This window comes from Mitsuokella sp. AF33-22 (assembly GCF_003475755.1).
Taxonomy (GTDB): domain Bacteria; phylum Bacillota; class Negativicutes; order Selenomonadales; family Selenomonadaceae; genus Mitsuokella.
In genome coordinates this window covers 1-16,746 of record NZ_QRQA01000012.1, presented here as the reverse complement: position 1 = coordinate 16,746, position 16,746 = coordinate 1, and the positions used below count along the sequence as shown (strand labels likewise).

11 protein-coding genes are annotated in these 16,746 nt (G+C 55.8%); 10 read left to right on the top strand and 1 reads right to left on the bottom strand.

Going from position 1 to position 16,746, the window contains the following annotated elements:
• Positions 1-54 precede the first annotated feature (54 nt).
• The 5 genes from rplJ to DWZ54_RS08490 all read left to right on the top strand — a co-directional run bounded on the left by rplJ (position 55) and on the right by DWZ54_RS08490 (position 10,108).
• On the top strand, positions 55-594 hold the full coding sequence (gene rplJ, locus DWZ54_RS08510; RefSeq protein WP_118015986.1) for a 50S ribosomal protein L10: 540 nt from the start codon (positions 55-57) through the stop codon (positions 592-594).
• Positions 595-745: 151 nt separating this feature from the next.
• Positions 746-1,114 (top strand): 50S ribosomal protein L7/L12, encoded by a 369-nt coding sequence (gene rplL, locus DWZ54_RS08505; RefSeq protein ID WP_118475548.1) that lies wholly within the window; start codon positions 746-748, stop codon positions 1,112-1,114.
• A 277-nt stretch (positions 1,115-1,391) separates the two neighbouring features.
• Positions 1,392-5,108, top strand: coding sequence for a DNA-directed RNA polymerase subunit beta (gene rpoB / locus DWZ54_RS08500; RefSeq protein WP_118475546.1), 3,717 nt, complete (start codon positions 1,392-1,394; stop codon positions 5,106-5,108).
• A gap of 45 nt (positions 5,109-5,153) precedes the next feature.
• Complete coding sequence (rpoC, locus tag DWZ54_RS08495; protein WP_370245765.1) at positions 5,154-9,131, top strand: DNA-directed RNA polymerase subunit beta'; 3,978 nt, start codon at positions 5,154-5,156, stop codon at positions 9,129-9,131.
• 125 nt (positions 9,132-9,256) lie between these two features.
• Positions 9,257-10,108, top strand: a complete 852-nt coding sequence (locus DWZ54_RS08490; protein WP_118475542.1) for an Mrp/NBP35 family ATP-binding protein — start codon at positions 9,257-9,259, stop codon at positions 10,106-10,108.
• On the opposite strand, the gene DWZ54_RS08485 is transcribed toward DWZ54_RS08490, so the two are convergent.
• The gene (locus DWZ54_RS08485) at positions 10,063-10,959 is read right to left on the bottom strand and encodes an AraC family transcriptional regulator (protein ID WP_233541665.1); all 897 of its coding nucleotides are present in this window, start codon (positions 10,957-10,959) and stop codon (positions 10,063-10,065) included. The genes DWZ54_RS08490 and DWZ54_RS08485 overlap by 46 nt on opposite strands.
• Before the next feature lie 169 nt (positions 10,960-11,128).
• On the opposite strand from DWZ54_RS08485, the gene DWZ54_RS08480 reads away from it, so the two are divergent.
• The 5 genes from DWZ54_RS08480 to DWZ54_RS08460 form a co-directional block, all read left to right on the top strand.
• Positions 11,129-11,455: a diaminopimelate epimerase gene (locus tag DWZ54_RS08480; RefSeq protein WP_118015991.1), complete on the top strand. Its 327-nt coding sequence runs from the start codon at positions 11,129-11,131 to the stop codon at positions 11,453-11,455.
• A 259-nt stretch (positions 11,456-11,714) separates the two neighbouring features.
• Positions 11,715-13,673 carry a molecular chaperone HtpG gene (gene htpG / locus DWZ54_RS08475; RefSeq protein WP_118475541.1) on the top strand — a complete coding sequence of 653 codons (1,959 nt, stop codon included), beginning with the start codon at positions 11,715-11,717 and terminating at the stop codon, positions 13,671-13,673.
• Between the two features lie 317 nt (positions 13,674-13,990).
• Complete coding sequence (locus DWZ54_RS08470; RefSeq protein WP_118475539.1) at positions 13,991-14,596, top strand: AAA family ATPase; 606 nt, start codon at positions 13,991-13,993, stop codon at positions 14,594-14,596.
• A gap of 29 nt (positions 14,597-14,625) precedes the next feature.
• Positions 14,626-16,038 (top strand): glycoside-pentoside-hexuronide (GPH):cation symporter, encoded by a 1,413-nt coding sequence (locus DWZ54_RS08465; protein WP_118475537.1) that lies wholly within the window; start codon positions 14,626-14,628, stop codon positions 16,036-16,038.
• Positions 16,039-16,498: 460 nt separating this feature from the next.
• Positions 16,499-16,746 (top strand): RRXRR domain-containing protein (locus DWZ54_RS08460; RefSeq protein ID WP_199663308.1); only part of this gene is annotated, 248 nt, incomplete at its 3' end.

Sequence of the window (16,746 nt, the reverse complement as noted above, 5' to 3'; positions counted from 1 at the left end):
CCGGAGGTTTTTTGATCTGTTTTAAAATCCAGAATGACAGGAGGTGTAACTAGAATGGGTGTTACTTCCGCTAAACAGGCTGTTGTCGCTCAGCTCAAGGAGCAGCTCGAGTCCGCTAAGGGCGTCGTGCTTACGAGCTACAAAGGTCTTACGGTTGCACAGGATACGGAACTCCGCCGCGAACTCCGCGAAGCAGGCGTTTCCTATCATGTTGTAAAGAATACGATGATGCGCATCGCTGCCAAAGAGGCTGGCCTCGAAGGTATCGACGAGCATCTCGAAGGCACGACGGCTTTCGCATTCTCCACGGAGGATGCTGTCGCACCGGCCAAGGTTATCTGCGGCTTCATGAAGAAGAACAAGCTTGAAGAAGCTGAGATCCTGACGGTTAAAGTCGGTGTTGTCGAGGGCAAGGTCATCGGTGTCGATGAGGTCAAGGCTCTCGCAGCTCTGCCGTCCCGCGAAGAACTCATTGCCAAGCTGCTTGGCAGCATGAACGCTCCGATTTCCAATACGGTCAATGTTCTGCAGGGTGTTATTCGCAACGCGGTCTATGTGCTTGACGCTGTCCGCGCACAGAAAGAGTCCGCATAATCCCGTTTCTTTGAATGGGGGACTCAGACGAGAAGCTGCTTAGCTTCTCCTGAACAAGTTTGATCGCGGGCTTCGGTCCGTGGTTATCCGGGACATTCCCGAAAAGAAGAAAATCAAAACGAAGATACAAGAAAATTGGAGGTAAATTCAAATGACTAAAGAAGAAATCATGGAAGCCATTGAAAACATGACTGTCCTCGAGCTGTCCGAGCTCGTAAAGGCTATGGAAGAGAAGTTCGGCGTTAGCGCTGCTGCTCCGGTTGCTGTTGCTGCTGCCGGCGCTGCTGCTGGTGCTGCTGCTGAAGAGAAGACCGAGTTCACGGTTGTTCTCTCCGCTGTTGGCGACAAGAAGATCAACGTTATCAAGGCTGTCCGTGAAGCTACGGGCCTCGGCCTGAAGGAAGCCAAGGCTCTCGTTGATGGCGCTCCGGCTCCGGTCAAAGAGAACATTGCCAAGGCTGACGCTGAAGCTCTCAAGGCTAAGCTCGAAGAGGCTGGCGCTACGGTTGAGCTGAAGTAATTTCAGTTGACGCGTTTCGGAACCGTCCCCCTGGGGCGGTTCTTTTTTTATGATTTTCCTTATCGGGGTTGACATGTCAGAAAAGCTATGATATAGTGTTAAACTACAGGAAAATGAATAGGGAAAACCATGTGTCAGCGGAAAGGAACGGAAGCAAGGTGTAAAAAAATAAGCATACCTTGTTTTTTTCTTGTTCTATGGTTCCGCGTCTATTTGTGTTGTTTCTCTATCTTTCAAAGATCATTCTAGTAAATCAGGCTAAGGGGTGAAGGATTTAATGTTTAATCCTGTGCCGGTGGGCAAACGAACCAGGTATAGCTATGCCAGAATCAAAGAGGTCATGGAAATGCCGCATCTGCTGGACATCCAGCGGAACAGCTACAAGTGGTTCCTTGATAAAGGGCTGCAGGAAATCTTCCATGATATCTCGCCAATCCAGGATTTCTCCGGAAATCTGGTACTGTCCTTCGAGAGCTTCTCGCTCGGCGAGCCGAAATATGAGCTCGACGAATGCAAAGAGCGTGATGTGACGCTGGCTGCACCTCTTCGGGTGAATGTCCGCCTCATCAATCGCGAAACAGGCGAAATCAAGGAGCAGGAAGTCTTCATGGGGGATTTCCCGCTCATGACAGATACAGGTACGTTTATCATCAATGGTGCAGAGCGTGTTATCGTCAGCCAGCTCGTTCGTTCTCCGGGGGCTTATTACGGCGAGGAGATCGATCCGACCGGCAAGCACCTCTACAATGCTACGGTCATTCCGAACCGTGGCGCATGGATTGAACTCGAGACGGATACGAATGATGTCGTGTCCGTCCGCATTGACCGCACGCGCAAGATGCCGGTGACTTACTTCATCCGTGCCCTTGGGTTTGATACGGACGAGAAGATCCTGGAGCTCTTTGGCGATGATCCGCGCATGCTCAACACGATTGAGCGCGACGGTGAAGAAGTCAAGTCCCAGGGCAAGGCTGTCATCGAGATCTACAAGCGCCTGCGTCCGGGTGAACCGGCCAATGAGGACAATGCCACGCAGCTCCTCAATTCGCTGTTCTTTGACCCGAAGCGCTACGACCTCGCAACGGTCGGCCGTTACAAGCTGACGAAGAAGCTCGGCTGGAAGCGCCGCATCCTCGGCAAGGTCCTCGCAGAACCGATTGTCGATCAGGAAACGGGCGAGATCGTCATCCCGCAGGGCGAAGTCGTGACGGAAGAGATGCTCGATGCTGTCGATGTGGAGCGCGAGAAGCAGCTCTTCGGCGATGGCAAGCTCATCACGCTGTACCTGATGAAGAAGGACGGCGGCAAAGTCCGTCTGCTCTGCTCGCCGACGCTCGACATCCATGACCGCACGATCACGAAGAACGATATCCTTGCGTCCATCAGCTACCTGCTGAACCTCATGGACGGCTTCGGCACGACGGATGATATCGATCATCTCGGCAACCGCCGCGTCCGTGCCGTGGGTGAACTGCTGCAGAATCAGTTCCGCATCGGTCTTTCTCGCATGGAGCGTGTCGTGCGCGAGCGCATGACAATCCAGGATGTCGATGTCATCACGCCGCAGGCGCTCATCAACATCCGTCCGGTCGTCGCTGCAGTCAAGGAATTCTTCGGTTCCTCCCAGCTGTCGCAGTTCATGGACCAGCACAATCCGCTGTCCGAGCTCACGCATAAGCGCCGTCTCTCGGCTCTTGGCCCGGGCGGTCTGTCCCGCGAGCGCGCCGGTTTCGAGGTCCGCGACGTACACAACTCCCACTACGGCCGCATGTGCCCGGTCGAATCCCCAGAAGGTCCGAATATCGGCCTCATCGGTTCGCTGGCTACGTATGCCCGTGTCAACCAGTTCGGTTTCATGGAGACGCCGTACCGCCGCGTCGACAAGGAGACGCATCGCGTGACGGATGAAGTCCGCTACCTGACGGCCGATGAAGAGGATGAACTCGTCATCGCTCAGGCCAATGAGCCGCTCGACGAGAATGAGTGGTTCATCAATGAGCGTGTCACGGCACGTTACAATGAGGAAACCGGCCTGCATGCGCGCGAAACGGTCGACTACATGGACGTCAGCCCGCGCCAGGTCTTCTCGATTGCCACGGCCATGATCCCATTCCTCGAAAACGATGATGCGAACCGTGCCCTGATGGGCGCGAACATGCAGCGCCAGGCTGTGCCTTTGCTGCGCACGCAGGCTCCGCTCGTCGGCACGGGCATGGAGTACAAGGCCGCCTGTGACTCCGGCGTCATGGTACTCGCCAAGCATGCCGGCGTCGTCGAGGAAGTTACGGCTGATCACATCGATGTCCGCACCGACAAGGGCGAACTCGATCACTATAAACTGCAGAAGTTCCTGCGTTCCAACCAGGGCACCTGCATCAACCAGGTCCCAATCGTCTTCAAGGGCGACCGCGTAGAGGAGAAGCAGCCAATCGCAGACGGCCCGGCTACGGACCACGGCGAACTCGCCCTCGGCTACAACATCATCGTTGCTTACATGCCGTGGGAAGGCTACAACTACGAGGATGCCGTGCTGCTCTCCGAGAACCTCGTCAAGCGCGATATCTACACGTCCATCCATATCGAGGAGTACGAATGCGATGCCCGCGATACGAAGCTCGGACCTGAGGAAATCACGCGCGATATCCCGAATGTGGCGGAAGAGGCCCTCAAGGATCTCGATGATGAAGGCATCATCTCCATCGGCGCTGACGTGCGTCCTGGTGATATCCTCGTCGGCAAGGTCACGCCGAAAGGCGAGACGGAACTGACGGCTGAGGAGCGCCTGCTGCGCGCCATCTTCGGTGAGAAGGCTCGTGAGGTCCGCGACACGTCGCTGCGCGTCCCGCATGGTGAACAGGGCAAGATCGTTGATGTCAAGATCTTCAGCCGCGAGAACAACGATGAGCTGCCACCGGGCGTCAACCGCCTCGTACGCGTCTACATCGCGCAGAAGCGCAAGATCTCCGTCGGCGATAAGATGGCAGGCCGTCACGGCAACAAGGGTGTCGTCTCGCGCATCATGCGCCAGGAAGACATGCCGTTCCTGCCGGATGGCACGCCGGTCGATATCGTACTGAATCCGCTGGGCGTCCCGTCCCGCATGAACATCGGACAGATCCTTGAGGCGCATCTCGGCCGTGCCGTGCTCGAGATCGGCAAACAAATCAAGGAGAATGATCCGACGATTGAGCAGCGTCTGCGCGATCTCGGTTACGATGTGGACCGTTACGGCATGCCGAAGCCGGATGTCGCCGGCCTGCATATCGCAACGCCAGTCTTTGACGGCGCCGGCGATGATGAAGTATTCGGTACGATCAAGGCCGCAGGCCTGCCGGTTGACGGCAAGACGGTCCTTTACGACGGCCGCACGGGTGAACCGTTCGAGAACCGCGTAACGGTCGGCTGCACGTACTTCCTCAAACTGCATCACCTCGTTGATGATAAGATCCACGCACGTTCCACGGGCCCGTACTCCCTCGTCACTCAGCAGCCGCTCGGTGGTAAGGCTCAGTTCGGCGGCCAGCGCTTCGGCGAAATGGAGGTCTGGGCTCTCGAGGCTTACGGTGCTGCTTACACGCTGCAGGAAATCCTCACGGTCAAGTCCGATGATGTCGTCGGTCGTGTCAAGGCGTACGAAGCTATCGTCAAGGGCGAGAACATTCCGGAACCGGGTGTGCCGGAATCCTTCAAGGTCCTCATCAAGGAGCTTCAGTCCATCGGCCTCGATATCAAGGTGCTCAATGAGGATGCCAAGGAAATCATGATTCAGGATGATGACGATGACGACATCAACATCAATGAGACGGCAAAGAAGCTCGATCTCGATGTCGCAGGCGTTGACCCGAATAAAGATGGTGCAGCAGAACCAAAACCGGAGAATGTTGACCATTATGACGAAGGCGCTTCGTCCGATGACGAGAAGCCGGATGACATCATTGCCGATATCGGCAGCCTCGGTTCCATTGTAGAGCCGGATGGTAAGGATGAGGAATAAGAAGGGAGTGTCATCTCTTTGCTGGATGTAAATAATTTTGATTCGATGCGCATCGGTCTTGCCTCGCCGGAGAAGATTCGCGAGTGGTCCTATGGCGAAGTCAAGAAGCCAGAAACCATCAATTACCGTACGCTCAAGCCGGAGCGTGACGGTCTGTTCTGCGAGCGTATCTTCGGACCGACTCGTGACTGGGAATGTCACTGCGGCAAGTACAAGCGCATCCGCTATAAGGGCATCATCTGCGACCGCTGCGGCGTCGAGGTGACGCGGGCCAAGGTCCGCCGCGAGCGCATGGGCCACATCGAGCTCGCCGCTCCGGTTTCCCATATCTGGTATTTCAAGGGCATCCCGAGCCGCATGGGCCTGATTCTCGACATCTCCCCGCGCGCCCTCGAGAAAGTCCTGTACTTCGCTTACTACATCGTCCTTGATCCGGGCGAAACGGACCTCACGAAGAAGAGCCTCCTGTCTGAGAAGGATTATCATGAAGCTCTTGAGAAATACGGCAATACCTTCCGCGTCGGCATGGGCGCCGAGGCCATCAAGGAGCTCCTCGAGGAGCTCGACCTCGACCGCATGAGCGAAGTCCTGCGCAAGGAAGTCCGCACGGCTTCCGGCCAGAAGAAGGTCCGTGCCATCCGCCGCCTTGAGGTGGTCGAGGCATTCCGCAAGTCCGGCAACAAGCCGTCGTGGATGATCCTTGACGTCGTACCGGTCATCCCGCCGGAGCTGCGCCCGATGGTCCAGCTCGACGGCGGCCGTTTTGCGACGTCCGACCTCAACGACCTCTATCGCCGCGTCATCAACCGCAACAACCGCCTCAAGCGCCTGCTCGATCTCGGTGCACCGGACATCATCGTCCGCAACGAGAAGCGCATGCTGCAGGAAGCCGTTGATGCCCTGATCGACAACGGCCGCCGCGGCCGCCCGGTCACGGGCCCTGGCAACCGCCCGCTGAAATCCCTTTCCGATATGCTCAAGGGCAAGCAGGGCCGTTTCCGCCAGAACCTGCTCGGCAAGCGCGTCGACTATTCCGGCCGTTCCGTTATCGTCGTCGGCCCGGAGCTCAAGCTGCATCAGTGCGGTCTGCCGAAGGCCATGGCTCTCGAGCTCTTCAAACCGTTCGTCATGAAGAAGCTCGTTTCCTCGGGCGCAGCGCACAACATCAAGAGTGCAAAGCGCATGGTGGAGCGTGCACGTCCTGAAGTATGGGATGTCCTCGAGGACGTCATCAAGGAGCATCCGGTTCTCCTGAACCGCGCCCCGACGCTGCATCGCCTCGGCATCCAGGCTTTTGAGCCGGTCCTCACCGAGGGCCATGCTCTGAAGCTGCATCCGCTGGCCTGCACGGCATACAACGCCGACTTCGATGGTGACCAGATGGCCATCCATCTGCCGCTTTCGGCTGAGGCCCAGACGGAGGCCCGCATCCTGATGCTCGCCGCCAACCACATCCTCGCACCGAAAGACGGCAAGCCGATCATCGTCCCGACGCAGGATATGGTTCTCGGTTCTTACTACCTGACGATCCTCAAACCGGGTGCAAAAGGCGAAGGCAAGGTCGTCACGGGTATTGCCGAGGCCCTGCTTGCTTACCAGCAGCATGACCTCGAGCTCCAGGCTGAAATCCAGTGCCGCATCGAAGGCTACGGCCTCGTCCGCACGTCCCTCGGCCGCATGATCTTCAACGAGATCCTGCCGCAGGAGCTGCGTTACTATCATCAGGACAAGGAGACTGGCGAGTGGCGTCTCGGCATTCTCATGAACAAGAAAGAGCTTGGCAAACTCGTTGCCAACTGCTATAACCACTTCGGTGCCACGAAGACGGCAGAAGTCATCGATGGCGTCAAGAATCTCGGCTACCATTACGCCTGCATCGCCGGCATGACGGTTGCCATCTCCGATGTCATCGTGCCGCCGAAGAAGAAAGTCATCATCGGCGATACGCAGAAGATCGTCAACAAGGTTGAGCGCCAGTATGACCGTGGTCTCATCACGGAAGACGAGCGCTACCACAAGGTCGTCGACCTCTGGTCGAAGGCCACGGATGACGTCGCTGATGCCATGATGGAGAACATGGATGCCTTCAATCCGATCTTCATGATGGCGGACTCCGGTGCCCGTGGTAACAAACAGCAGATGCGTCAGCTGGCCGGCATGCGCGGCCTCATGGCTGACCCGTCCGGTAAGATCATCGACCTGCCAATCACGGCAAACTTCCGTGAGGGTCTGTCGGTATCCGATTACTTCATTTCTTCGCATGGCGCCCGCAAGGGTCTGGCCGATACGGCACTGCGTACGGCTGACTCGGGGTACCTCACGCGCCGTCTCGTCGACGTCGCGCAGGATGTCATCGTCCGCGAGGAAGACTGCGACGTTTCGACGCTGAACCTCGTGCAGGCTCGTGCCCGCCTTGCCGCTTCGACCTTCGATGCACTCGAGATTCTCAACGACAGCCTCATGGGCCGTCTGCTCGGTGCCGATGTCATCGACCCGGAGACGAAGGAAGTTCTCTTCCCGCGTGATACGATCCTCGACGAGGAGAAACTCACGACGATTGGCGAGAAGAATGTCCGCGAGATCATGGTCCGCGGCTCCTCGCTGGCTTCGGAAGCTGCCCTTTCGAACGCGATGGTCACCGAGGTCATTTCCCTCGGCGAGCCGGATGAGGCTGCCCGCCAGAAGATCAAGGATTCCATGATCCGCGAGACCTGCGGCAAAGAAGTCACGCACGATGTTGTCGACGATGAAGACAATGTCATCCTCGAGGCCGGCAAGAAGATCACGACGGAAGACTTCGAGCGCATCCTTTCCAGCACGGCCCATGAGCTCCATGTTCGCGACAACAATGTCCGCGGCATCGAGGTCGAGGCCATCAAGGAAGGCGACGGCATCATCGAGTCGCTGGCAGAGCGCATTGTCGGCCGTGTCCTGGCGGAAGACATCATCGATCCGGAGACGGGTGAGAAGATTGCTTCCATCAACGACAGCGTCGACGAAGAACTCGCCAAGCGCATCGAGAAAGTACGCGATCACGTATCGATCCGCAGCGTCCTGACCTGCAAGTCGCAGTTCGGCGTCTGCATCAAGTGCTACGGCCGTGACCTTGCCAACCAGGCAGAGGTCGAGATCGGCGAAGCTGTCGGCATCATCGCCGCACAGTCCATCGGCGAGCCGGGCACGCAGCTCACGATGCGTACCTTCCATTCCGGCGGTGTCGCCGGTGACGATATCACCCAGGGTCTTCCGCGTGTCGAGGAACTTTTCGAGGCCCGCAAACCGAAGCATCACGCCATCATCGCTGAGATCGAGGGCGTGGCTGAGGTTGAGGACTCCGGCAAGGGCATGCGCAAGGTCACAATCCGTCCGGCTGAGGGCGAGGCCCGTGAGTACGCTATCCCGTATGGTGCTCGCATGCACGTCAAGCAGGGCATGCATCTGAAGCCGGGTGACAAGCTCACCGAAGGCTCGGTGAACCCGCACGACATCCTGCGCGTCTGCGGTCTGCAGGCTACGCAGCGCTACCTCGTGTACGAAGTACAGAAGGTATACAAGTCCCAGGGTGTTGAGATCAACGATAAGCACATCGAGGTCATGGTCCGCCAGATGCTCCACAAGGTCAAGATCGAGGAATCCGGCAGCACAGATTTCCTGCCTGGCGAATACATCGACATCAACTCCTTCGAGTCGGCCAACACGAAGGCCATTGAGGAAGGCGGCGAGCCGGCTGTGGCAAAACCGATCCTGCTCGGCATCACGAAGGCATCGCTGGCTACGGATTCCTTCCTGTCAGCAGCGTCCTTCCAGGAGACGACGCGTGTCCTGACGGATGCCGCCATCAAGGGCAAGGTCGATCCGCTCATCGGCCTCAAGGAGAATGTCATCATCGGCAAGCTCATCCCGGCTGGTACGGGCATGAGCCGTTACCGCAACCTCAAGGTTGTCGAGACACACCCGAAACCGGCTCCGGAAGCTCCGGCAGAAGAGACGCCGGAAGAGACTTCCGAGCAGACGGGAGCCTGATGACACCAATGCGGTGTGCATAACGCATAAAAAGAAAACCTTCCCCGTTTTTGGGGAGGGTTTTTCCATTATTATCGCGAAAATACATCAAGTATCTGCTACTTTGTTTTTAGGAGGTATTGTAAATGTCAGAAACATGCAATCATGATTGCGGCTCCTGCGGCACGACCTGCGGCCAGGATACGCGCAAGAAGGACTTCCATGAAGCACCGAATGAACTGAGCTCCATCCGCCACGTCATCGCGGTCGTCAGCGGCAAGGGCGGCGTCGGCAAATCGCTCGTGACGGGCCTCATGGCGGTGGCCATGAGCCGCAAGGGCATGCATACGGGCATCCTCGATGCCGACATCACGGGCCCATCCATCCCGAAGATGTTCGGCGTGAAAGGAGAGGTGCGCGGCAGCCAGGCCGGTGCTTACCCCGTGACGACGGCCGGCGGCATCGATATCGTCAGCATGAATCTCCTTCTCGAGAATTCGACAGACCCCGTCGTCTGGCGCGGCCCGATCATCAGCGGCGTCGTCAAGCAGTTCTGGCACGACTTCATCTGGGAAGATGTCGACTACATGTTTGTCGACATGCCGCCGGGAACGGGCGACGTGCCGCTCACGGTCATGCAGTCCATCAAGCTCGATGGCATCATCATCGTCACGAGCCCGCAGGAACTCGTCTCCATGATCGTCGAGAAAGCCGTCAAGATGGCGGAAGGCATGAAAGTCCCCATCCTGGGCCTTGTCGAGAACATGAGCTATTTCGAGTGTCCGGACTGCGGCAAGCGCCATGAGATCTTCGGCCACAGCCACATTGAAGAGATCGCGAAGGCTTACCATCTCGATGTGCTCGCCCGCATTCCCATCGAGCCGCAGCTCGCAGCAGAATGCGATGCCGGCCAGATCGAGACGATTGCCGATACCCATATGCAGGATGCCGTTCAGAAGCTCCTGGCTGCTGACAAGCCGGACGACGCCGAGGCATGAGCTTTGCGCCATTCCTTCGGACTGCAGTGGAAATGCGCGTGAAAGGCGCGTGAGAAGGTCGAGTAATCATGGAAGCCGGTCTCTGTGCTGATGCGTGTGACGGCCATATCCGTGCGCAGCAGGTCGCGGGCCAGCAGCAGGCGTTTGTTCTGGATGTACTGGTGCAGGCTGTAGCCTGTGGCTTCCTTGAACTTGCGCATGAGATAGTAGCGGCTCAGGAAGACCTCTTCAGAGAGGCGCTCGACGGAGAGCTCCTCGGTCAGATGGCTGCTGATGTAGCGAAGGACCTGCTGGATTTTTGGGTCATACGTCACGCCCTCCTGCGTGCGCAGTTCATGTTCGGCCATGCTGCGGTTGAGCAGGATCAGGAATTCCATAAAGACAATTTCGGTATACAGCCCATTGGCAAATCCTTGCCCGTGGGCTGTTTTTTCGACTTTGTCCATATGGTAGAGCAGGTCGTGGCTGTGGCCGGGCAGCTGATGCATGACGCTGCCTTCAGCGCGTGCCGTCGCAAAACAGGCCGCAAGATTGGCGCCGTGTGCCTGTGCAGACCAGCGCGCGAGAAAATCCGGCGCAACGTAGATGACGATGCGCTCGTACGGCGTATCGCTGTTGCGGAAGACCGGCCGATGGATTTCGCCGGCCGAGACGAAGACAATATCGCGCTCCTGCAGCGGATACGTCTTTCCTTCTATGATGTAGTCGACGCTGCCGCTGAGGAACATGATGATCTTGTGGAAGTCGTGATAGTGGAACGGGATTGCGCGCAGATTCCGGTCCTTGAGACGGAATACGCGGAAGGCGCCGCTGAGATAACCCTTCTTGGGGTAGGCGGGTATCGCTGTCATGACATATCATCCTCCTGTCATATGGAAATGCCCTTTGCTTTTCCACTGTGTTTACTTGTATCATAGAGCATTTTTTGCAATATAGAAAGCATATTTTCTGATTTTCTTGCGAAAAACTTCCTGTTATAATAAAGCCATCGCAAGCAAAGAAGAAAGGTTGGTGGCCCTCATGATGGTCGTTCGTGTTTATAAAGCAGAAAACAAGGAATACATGGTGATGGATGGCACGCAGGGATTCCTGCCCGGCGCAGCGGCTGTCCGCCTGCTGATGCATCGCCGTCATGGCGTCGGTACTGACCGCTTGCTGGTCTTCACGGGCAGTGAGGAAGTTCCTTCCTTTGCCGCCTTCACGCCGGAAGGCGAGCAGCAAGAGCTCACCGCTGCCGATTACGCTGTGCTGAGCCGCAGCAAGGAAGATTACGAGCTGCGCCTGACGAACGGTTTCGTCGAGCGCCTGCGCGCCGTTGATGCCGAGCGCCTCGTCTGCGCCGGCTGAGGACCGCTGACAGGATGTCCTGAATGCGCGGCCCTGCAGCGAAGCCTGCATCTGCCGCGAACCATACAGAGAGATGCGTTTCAGGGTTAAAAAGGCGAAAGGGCCTGTTCTGGTTTTGCCAGAGCAGGCTTTTTTCGTCTTTATCTTTGACTTTTTGTTGTTTATGGTGTATAGTAGTAGCTGTACGTTAGCACTCGAACATTGTGAGTGCTAACAATGACTTTGTCAACAAATTTTACCATAAGAAAGGCAGATTCACATGGGAAAAGAAAAATACGAGTTTAAGGCAGAAACCAAGCAGCTGCTGGATCTCATGATCCATTCCATTTACACGAACCATGAGATTTTCCTGCGCGAGCTCATCTCGAATGCTTCCGATGCCATCGATAAGGCGCATTTCGAGAGCCTGACGGACCGCAGCCTGCTCGAAGGCGATGCGAACTTCGAGATCTTCCTGACGCCGGATGCTGAGCAGCATACGCTGACGATTGCCGACAACGGCATCGGCATGAACCGCGAGGAGCTCATCGAGAATATCGGCACGATTGCGAAGTCCGGTACGAAGGCCTTCCTCGAGCAGCTCAAAAAGGCAAAAGAGGAGAACCAGGACCTCACCGATAAGGAAATGATCGGCCAGTTCGGCGTCGGCTTCTATTCGGCCTTCATGGTTGCCGACCAGGTGACGATCGTCTCCCGCAAGGCCGGCGATGCACAGGCCTGGAAGTGGGAGTCCTCGGCTGATGGTTCCTACACCATCGAGGAAGCGGAGCGCGCCGAACGCGGCACGAGCATCACGCTGCATCTCAAGAAGGAATTCTGTGGCAAGGAAGCTGAACAGGACTTTACGGATCCGTACGAGATCGAACGTCTCGTGAAGAAGTACAGCGATTACGTCCGTTATCCGATCAAGATGGACTTCACGTTTGAAGAAACGCCGAAGGACAAGGACGGCAAGGAGATCGAAGGCGCCGAAAAGATCAAGAAGGTCGAGACGCGCACGCTCAACTCCATGCAGCCGCTCTGGACGAAGAACAAGTCCGAGATCAAGAAAGAGGAGTACAACGAATTCTTCAAGCATCAGTTCCATGAGTGGGAAGATCCGATGGAAGTCTTCCACACGAAGGCCGAAGGTGCCGTGGAGTACACGGCCCTCTTGGCCATCCCTGCACATGCGCCGTACAATCTCTACCAGACGGATTATGAGCCGGGCGTGCAGCTCTACAGCCGCCACGTCTTCATCATGGACAAGTGTAAGGACCTGCTGCCGGATTACCTGCGCTTCATGAAGGGCCTCGTCGATTCGCCGGATCTCTCGCTCAATATCTCGCGTGAGCTCCTGCAGCAGAGCCGCGAACTCAGGACGATTGGCCGTGCGCTTGAGAAGAACATCCTCAAGGCACTGGCCCGCAAGCTCAAGAATGACCGCGAAGCTTACGAGAAGTTCTGGAACGAGTACGGCAAGTCTTTGAAAATCGGCATCTACAACAGCATCTACAGCGGCTCGTCGGATACGGTCGACAAGCTCAAGGATCTCATCCTGTTCCTGAGCTCCAAGGAAGGCAAGCTCGTCTCGCTCAAGGAGTACGTGGAACGCATGCCGGAAAGCCAGAAGAAGATTTACTATGCGACGGCCAAGGATAAGGAAACGATTGAGCATCTGCCGCAGATGGAAACGCTGCGCGACAAGGGCATCGAGGTCCTGTATCTCCTGGATCCGGTCGATGAGTTCTGCCTGGAGACAATCCACGAGTACGAGGGCAAGCCGTTCCACTCGATCAGCCGCGGCGACCTCGATCTCGACGATGCCGAGAGCCAGGAAGTCAAGAAAGAGACGGAGGAGATTCAGAAGGATAACGGCGATCTCATGAAGGACATCAAGGAAGTCCTGGGCGATAAGGTCGCGGATGTCAAGGTGTCGGCACGCCTCAAATCGAGTGCCGTCTGCCTTGTCGCCGATGAAGCGGGTCCGTCGCTTGCCATGGAGCAGACCTTTGCCGATATGAAGAATCCGCTCTTCAAAGCAAAGCGCATCCTTGAGATCAACCCGCATCATGAGCTCTTCCAGCGTCTGCAGCAGCTTCATACGGCAGGCAAGGACAGCCAGGATTTCAAGGATTACTGCGACCTTCTTTACACGCAGGCCCTGCTCATCGAGGGCATCCTGCCGGAGAACCCGGTCGACTTCGCGAATAAAGTCGCCAAGCTCATGGCCAAATAAGCAGTTTTTAGCATTTTCTCATAGATTTTTTCAGAAAAGGGAACATAGGGGAATACGTTTACCCTCTATGTTCTCTTTTTTATTTGTTATAGAAATGTACATACAATTATGAAAACAAATAAAAAATCAAAAACCATCTTGATTTTTATTATTCCATAGCGTATAATACAGTTGTAAGCAAAAGAAAACGTTTGCTACTACGAAAGAAAAGACAATCGGTGGCGCGCTGCCGAGGTGTTCAAACGGCGTGAGGGGAAATTGCCTACCTGTTTTTTACCGTAGTGAGAAAACGTTTACATTTAAAGGGGGAAATCACTATGAAAGAGAACCTTGTGATCACGATCAGCCGTCAGTATGGTGCGGGTGGCCGTGAGCTGGCAGGGATCCTGGCTGAGAAACTGGGCATCAAGCTTTACGACCGTCAGCTCGTGCATCTTGCTGCGGCCAAGCTCGGCATCCATGACCTCAGCGAGGAGGAACTGCTCGAGATGGAGAATACGGTCAAGCCGCTTTCCATGAGCTTTATCCCGTTCCATTCCTTCGGTACGCACATGGGCGAGTCCAGTCAGGGCATGTTCATGAGCGAGTCCGCTGTCATCCGCAAGATCGCCCAGGATGGCTCCTGCATTTTCCTCGGCCGCTGCGCCGATTATGCCCTGCGCAACAGCGACAACCATTTCGACATCTTCATCTGTGCCGATGATGAGTATCGCGAGAAACGCGGTCAGACTGTCTATGAGGGCAAGAGCCTCAAGGAACTCAACCGCGAGAATGAGAAACGCGCCCGTTACTACAATTACTATACGGGCCGTACGTGGGGCGATGGCGCGAATTACGACCTCGTCGTCAACACGAGCAAGGGAGCATCGCTCGATACGATTGCCGATGCCATCATCGCGTACATCGACAAAATCAAAGGTTGAGGGCTTGATTTTTTAGGGAGGCATTCATAATGAATAGCAAATTACTGCAGCGCATCTGTTATGCGTGCGGCACGTTTGGTCATGACGTGTTCTATGCCATGATCGGCACTTATTTCATGATCTTTGTCACAAGCAACCTGTTCCATTCCAATAATCCGAGCCACGATGCCTACATGATCGGCATTGTCACGACGATCATCCTCGTGCTCCGTATCCTCGAACTTTTCGTCGATCCGTTCATCGGCAACCTGATTGATAAGACGAAGACGCGCTGGGGCCGCTTTAAGCCATGGGTCATCGTCGGTGCATTCGTCGCAGCCATCACGCTGGCCCTCCTGTTCACGGATTTCGGCGGCCTGACGGTTACGAATCCGACGCTTTATCTGATCCTCTTCGCCATCATCTACTTCATCATGGATATCTTCTACAGCGCCAAAGACGTTGCCATCTGGTCCATGATCCCGGCTCTTTCCTTTGATTCCCACGAACGTGATATCACGGCCACGATTGCCCGTATCGGTTCCGTTTTTGGTGCCAACCTCGTCACGGTCATCGTCATGCCGGTTGTCCTCTACTTCTCGCTGAATCAGAACGGCGGTGCCGGTGACCCGACCGGCTGGTTCGCCTTTGCCTGCGTCGGCGGCGGTATCGCAACGCTCGGCGCCATCATCCTCGGCCTCGGCACGCATGAGCAGGAATCGGCTCTGCGCGAGAACAAGACCGAGACGTCTGCCAAGGATGTATTCAAAGTCCTGATGCAGAACGACCAGCTCATGTGGACGGCCATCGCTTACCTCGTCTATGGTATCGGCATCAACATCGTCAACAACTTCAACCTCTATTACTTCATCTATGTCATCGGTGATGCTACGAAGTTCTCGATCCTCGGTGTCATCAACACGGTCATCGGCCTGATTGCCGTTGCCCTGTTCCCGGCTCTGACGGCCAAGTTCAGCCGCCGCAAGCTCTTCTTCGCTTCCATTGCCATCATGCTCGTCGCACTCCTGATTTATGCGATGTCCGGCACGAATGTCACGATGGCTCTCATCGGCGCAGGCCTCTTTGCTCTGCCGCAGCCGCTCGTCTTCCTCGTCGTCCTCATGACAATCACGGACTCCGTCGAGTATGGCCAGCTCAAGATTGGCCATCGCGATGAAGCGGTCTGCCTCTGCGTGCGTCCACTCGTCGATAAATTCGCTGGTGCTGTCTCGAGCGGCATCATCGGCCTCGTCGCCGTCTGGGTCGGCATGACGGGCGGTGCTTCCGCTGCTGATATCAAGCCGGATGCCCTGTTCCACTTCCAGATTGTCATGTTCGCCGCACCGATTGTCCTCATGGTCATCGCTTCCTTCATCTACCGTGCAAAGGTAACGCTGACGGAAGCAGAGCATGCACGCATCGTCCGTGAGCTTGAAGAGAAATGGGAAGACCTGAGCAAATAATCAGGCCTCAGCCAGATTCGAGCATCTGGGTACAAATAAACAAAGCCGTTATTTGACCTGAGGAGGAGGCCGTTGTACCATGGAGATACAGCGGCCTTTTCTCATGTATCCTTACGGGAAAAGAGAAAATAAAAGGTATAAGGTATAAGTTTAAGGACGAACTGTTAAGTAGACGATAACATCGATAAATGTGCTCATAAGTGGGCAAATATTCTTATGGGTACATGCTTAACGAGCCGTTTCTAGCCCAAGTGACCGTGTTCAGTGAAAACTGTTTGCGGGATGAACTACGTTATCGGGAAAAGTTAAAAAACCACCTGCGGGTGTACTTTCAGCCTGCTGCTCTGGGAGTGCCAACCAAGAAACACCGCTAATGCCTTGTGGTGACAACAGGGAAACACATGAACTTCCGATGACTTGGGCACGAAGGAAAATTCTCCAAAAATGGAAGGTGGCAGAGATGCCTAATATTAAGAAATATGCGTTCGTTTTGGACGCTGAAGGGGAACAGCTCGACCCCACAATCGAGCAAAATGCTTGGCGACAGGTTCGCCAGCATAAGGCAAAGCTGGTGTCGAGGTTCCCTATGGTTATCCAACTGAATAAGGTGGTGGATATTCCAAACACCGACGAAATTCGTTGCGGTATCGATGACGGTGCGAACCACGTTGGTATTGCTCTAGTGCAGAAGTGCCAGACTCGCAACAA

What these genes read in the sequence shown, in the direction of transcription:
- htpG (WP_118475541.1), top strand. Translation starts at nt 11,715, where the DNA reads ATGGGAAAAGAAAAATACGAGTTTAAGGCAGAAACCAAGCAGCTGCTG.
- rplJ (WP_118015986.1), top strand. Translation starts at nt 55, where the DNA reads ATGGGTGTTACTTCCGCTAAACAGGCTGTTGTCGCTCAGCTCAAGGAG.
- DWZ54_RS08470 (WP_118475539.1), top strand. Translation starts at nt 13,991, where the DNA reads ATGAAAGAGAACCTTGTGATCACGATCAGCCGTCAGTATGGTGCGGGT.
- DWZ54_RS08465 (WP_118475537.1), top strand. Translation starts at nt 14,626, where the DNA reads ATGAATAGCAAATTACTGCAGCGCATCTGTTATGCGTGCGGCACGTTT.
- rpoC (WP_370245765.1), top strand. Translation starts at nt 5,154, where the DNA reads ATGCGCATCGGTCTTGCCTCGCCGGAGAAGATTCGCGAGTGGTCCTAT.
- rpoB (WP_118475546.1), top strand. Translation starts at nt 1,392, where the DNA reads ATGTTTAATCCTGTGCCGGTGGGCAAACGAACCAGGTATAGCTATGCC.
- DWZ54_RS08480 (WP_118015991.1), top strand. Translation starts at nt 11,129, where the DNA reads ATGATGGTCGTTCGTGTTTATAAAGCAGAAAACAAGGAATACATGGTG.
- rplL (WP_118475548.1), top strand. Translation starts at nt 746, where the DNA reads ATGACTAAAGAAGAAATCATGGAAGCCATTGAAAACATGACTGTCCTC.
- DWZ54_RS08485 (WP_233541665.1), bottom strand. Translation starts at nt 10,959, where the DNA reads ATGACAGCGATACCCGCCTACCCCAAGAAGGGTTATCTCAGCGGCGCC.
- DWZ54_RS08490 (WP_118475542.1), top strand. Translation starts at nt 9,257, where the DNA reads ATGTCAGAAACATGCAATCATGATTGCGGCTCCTGCGGCACGACCTGC.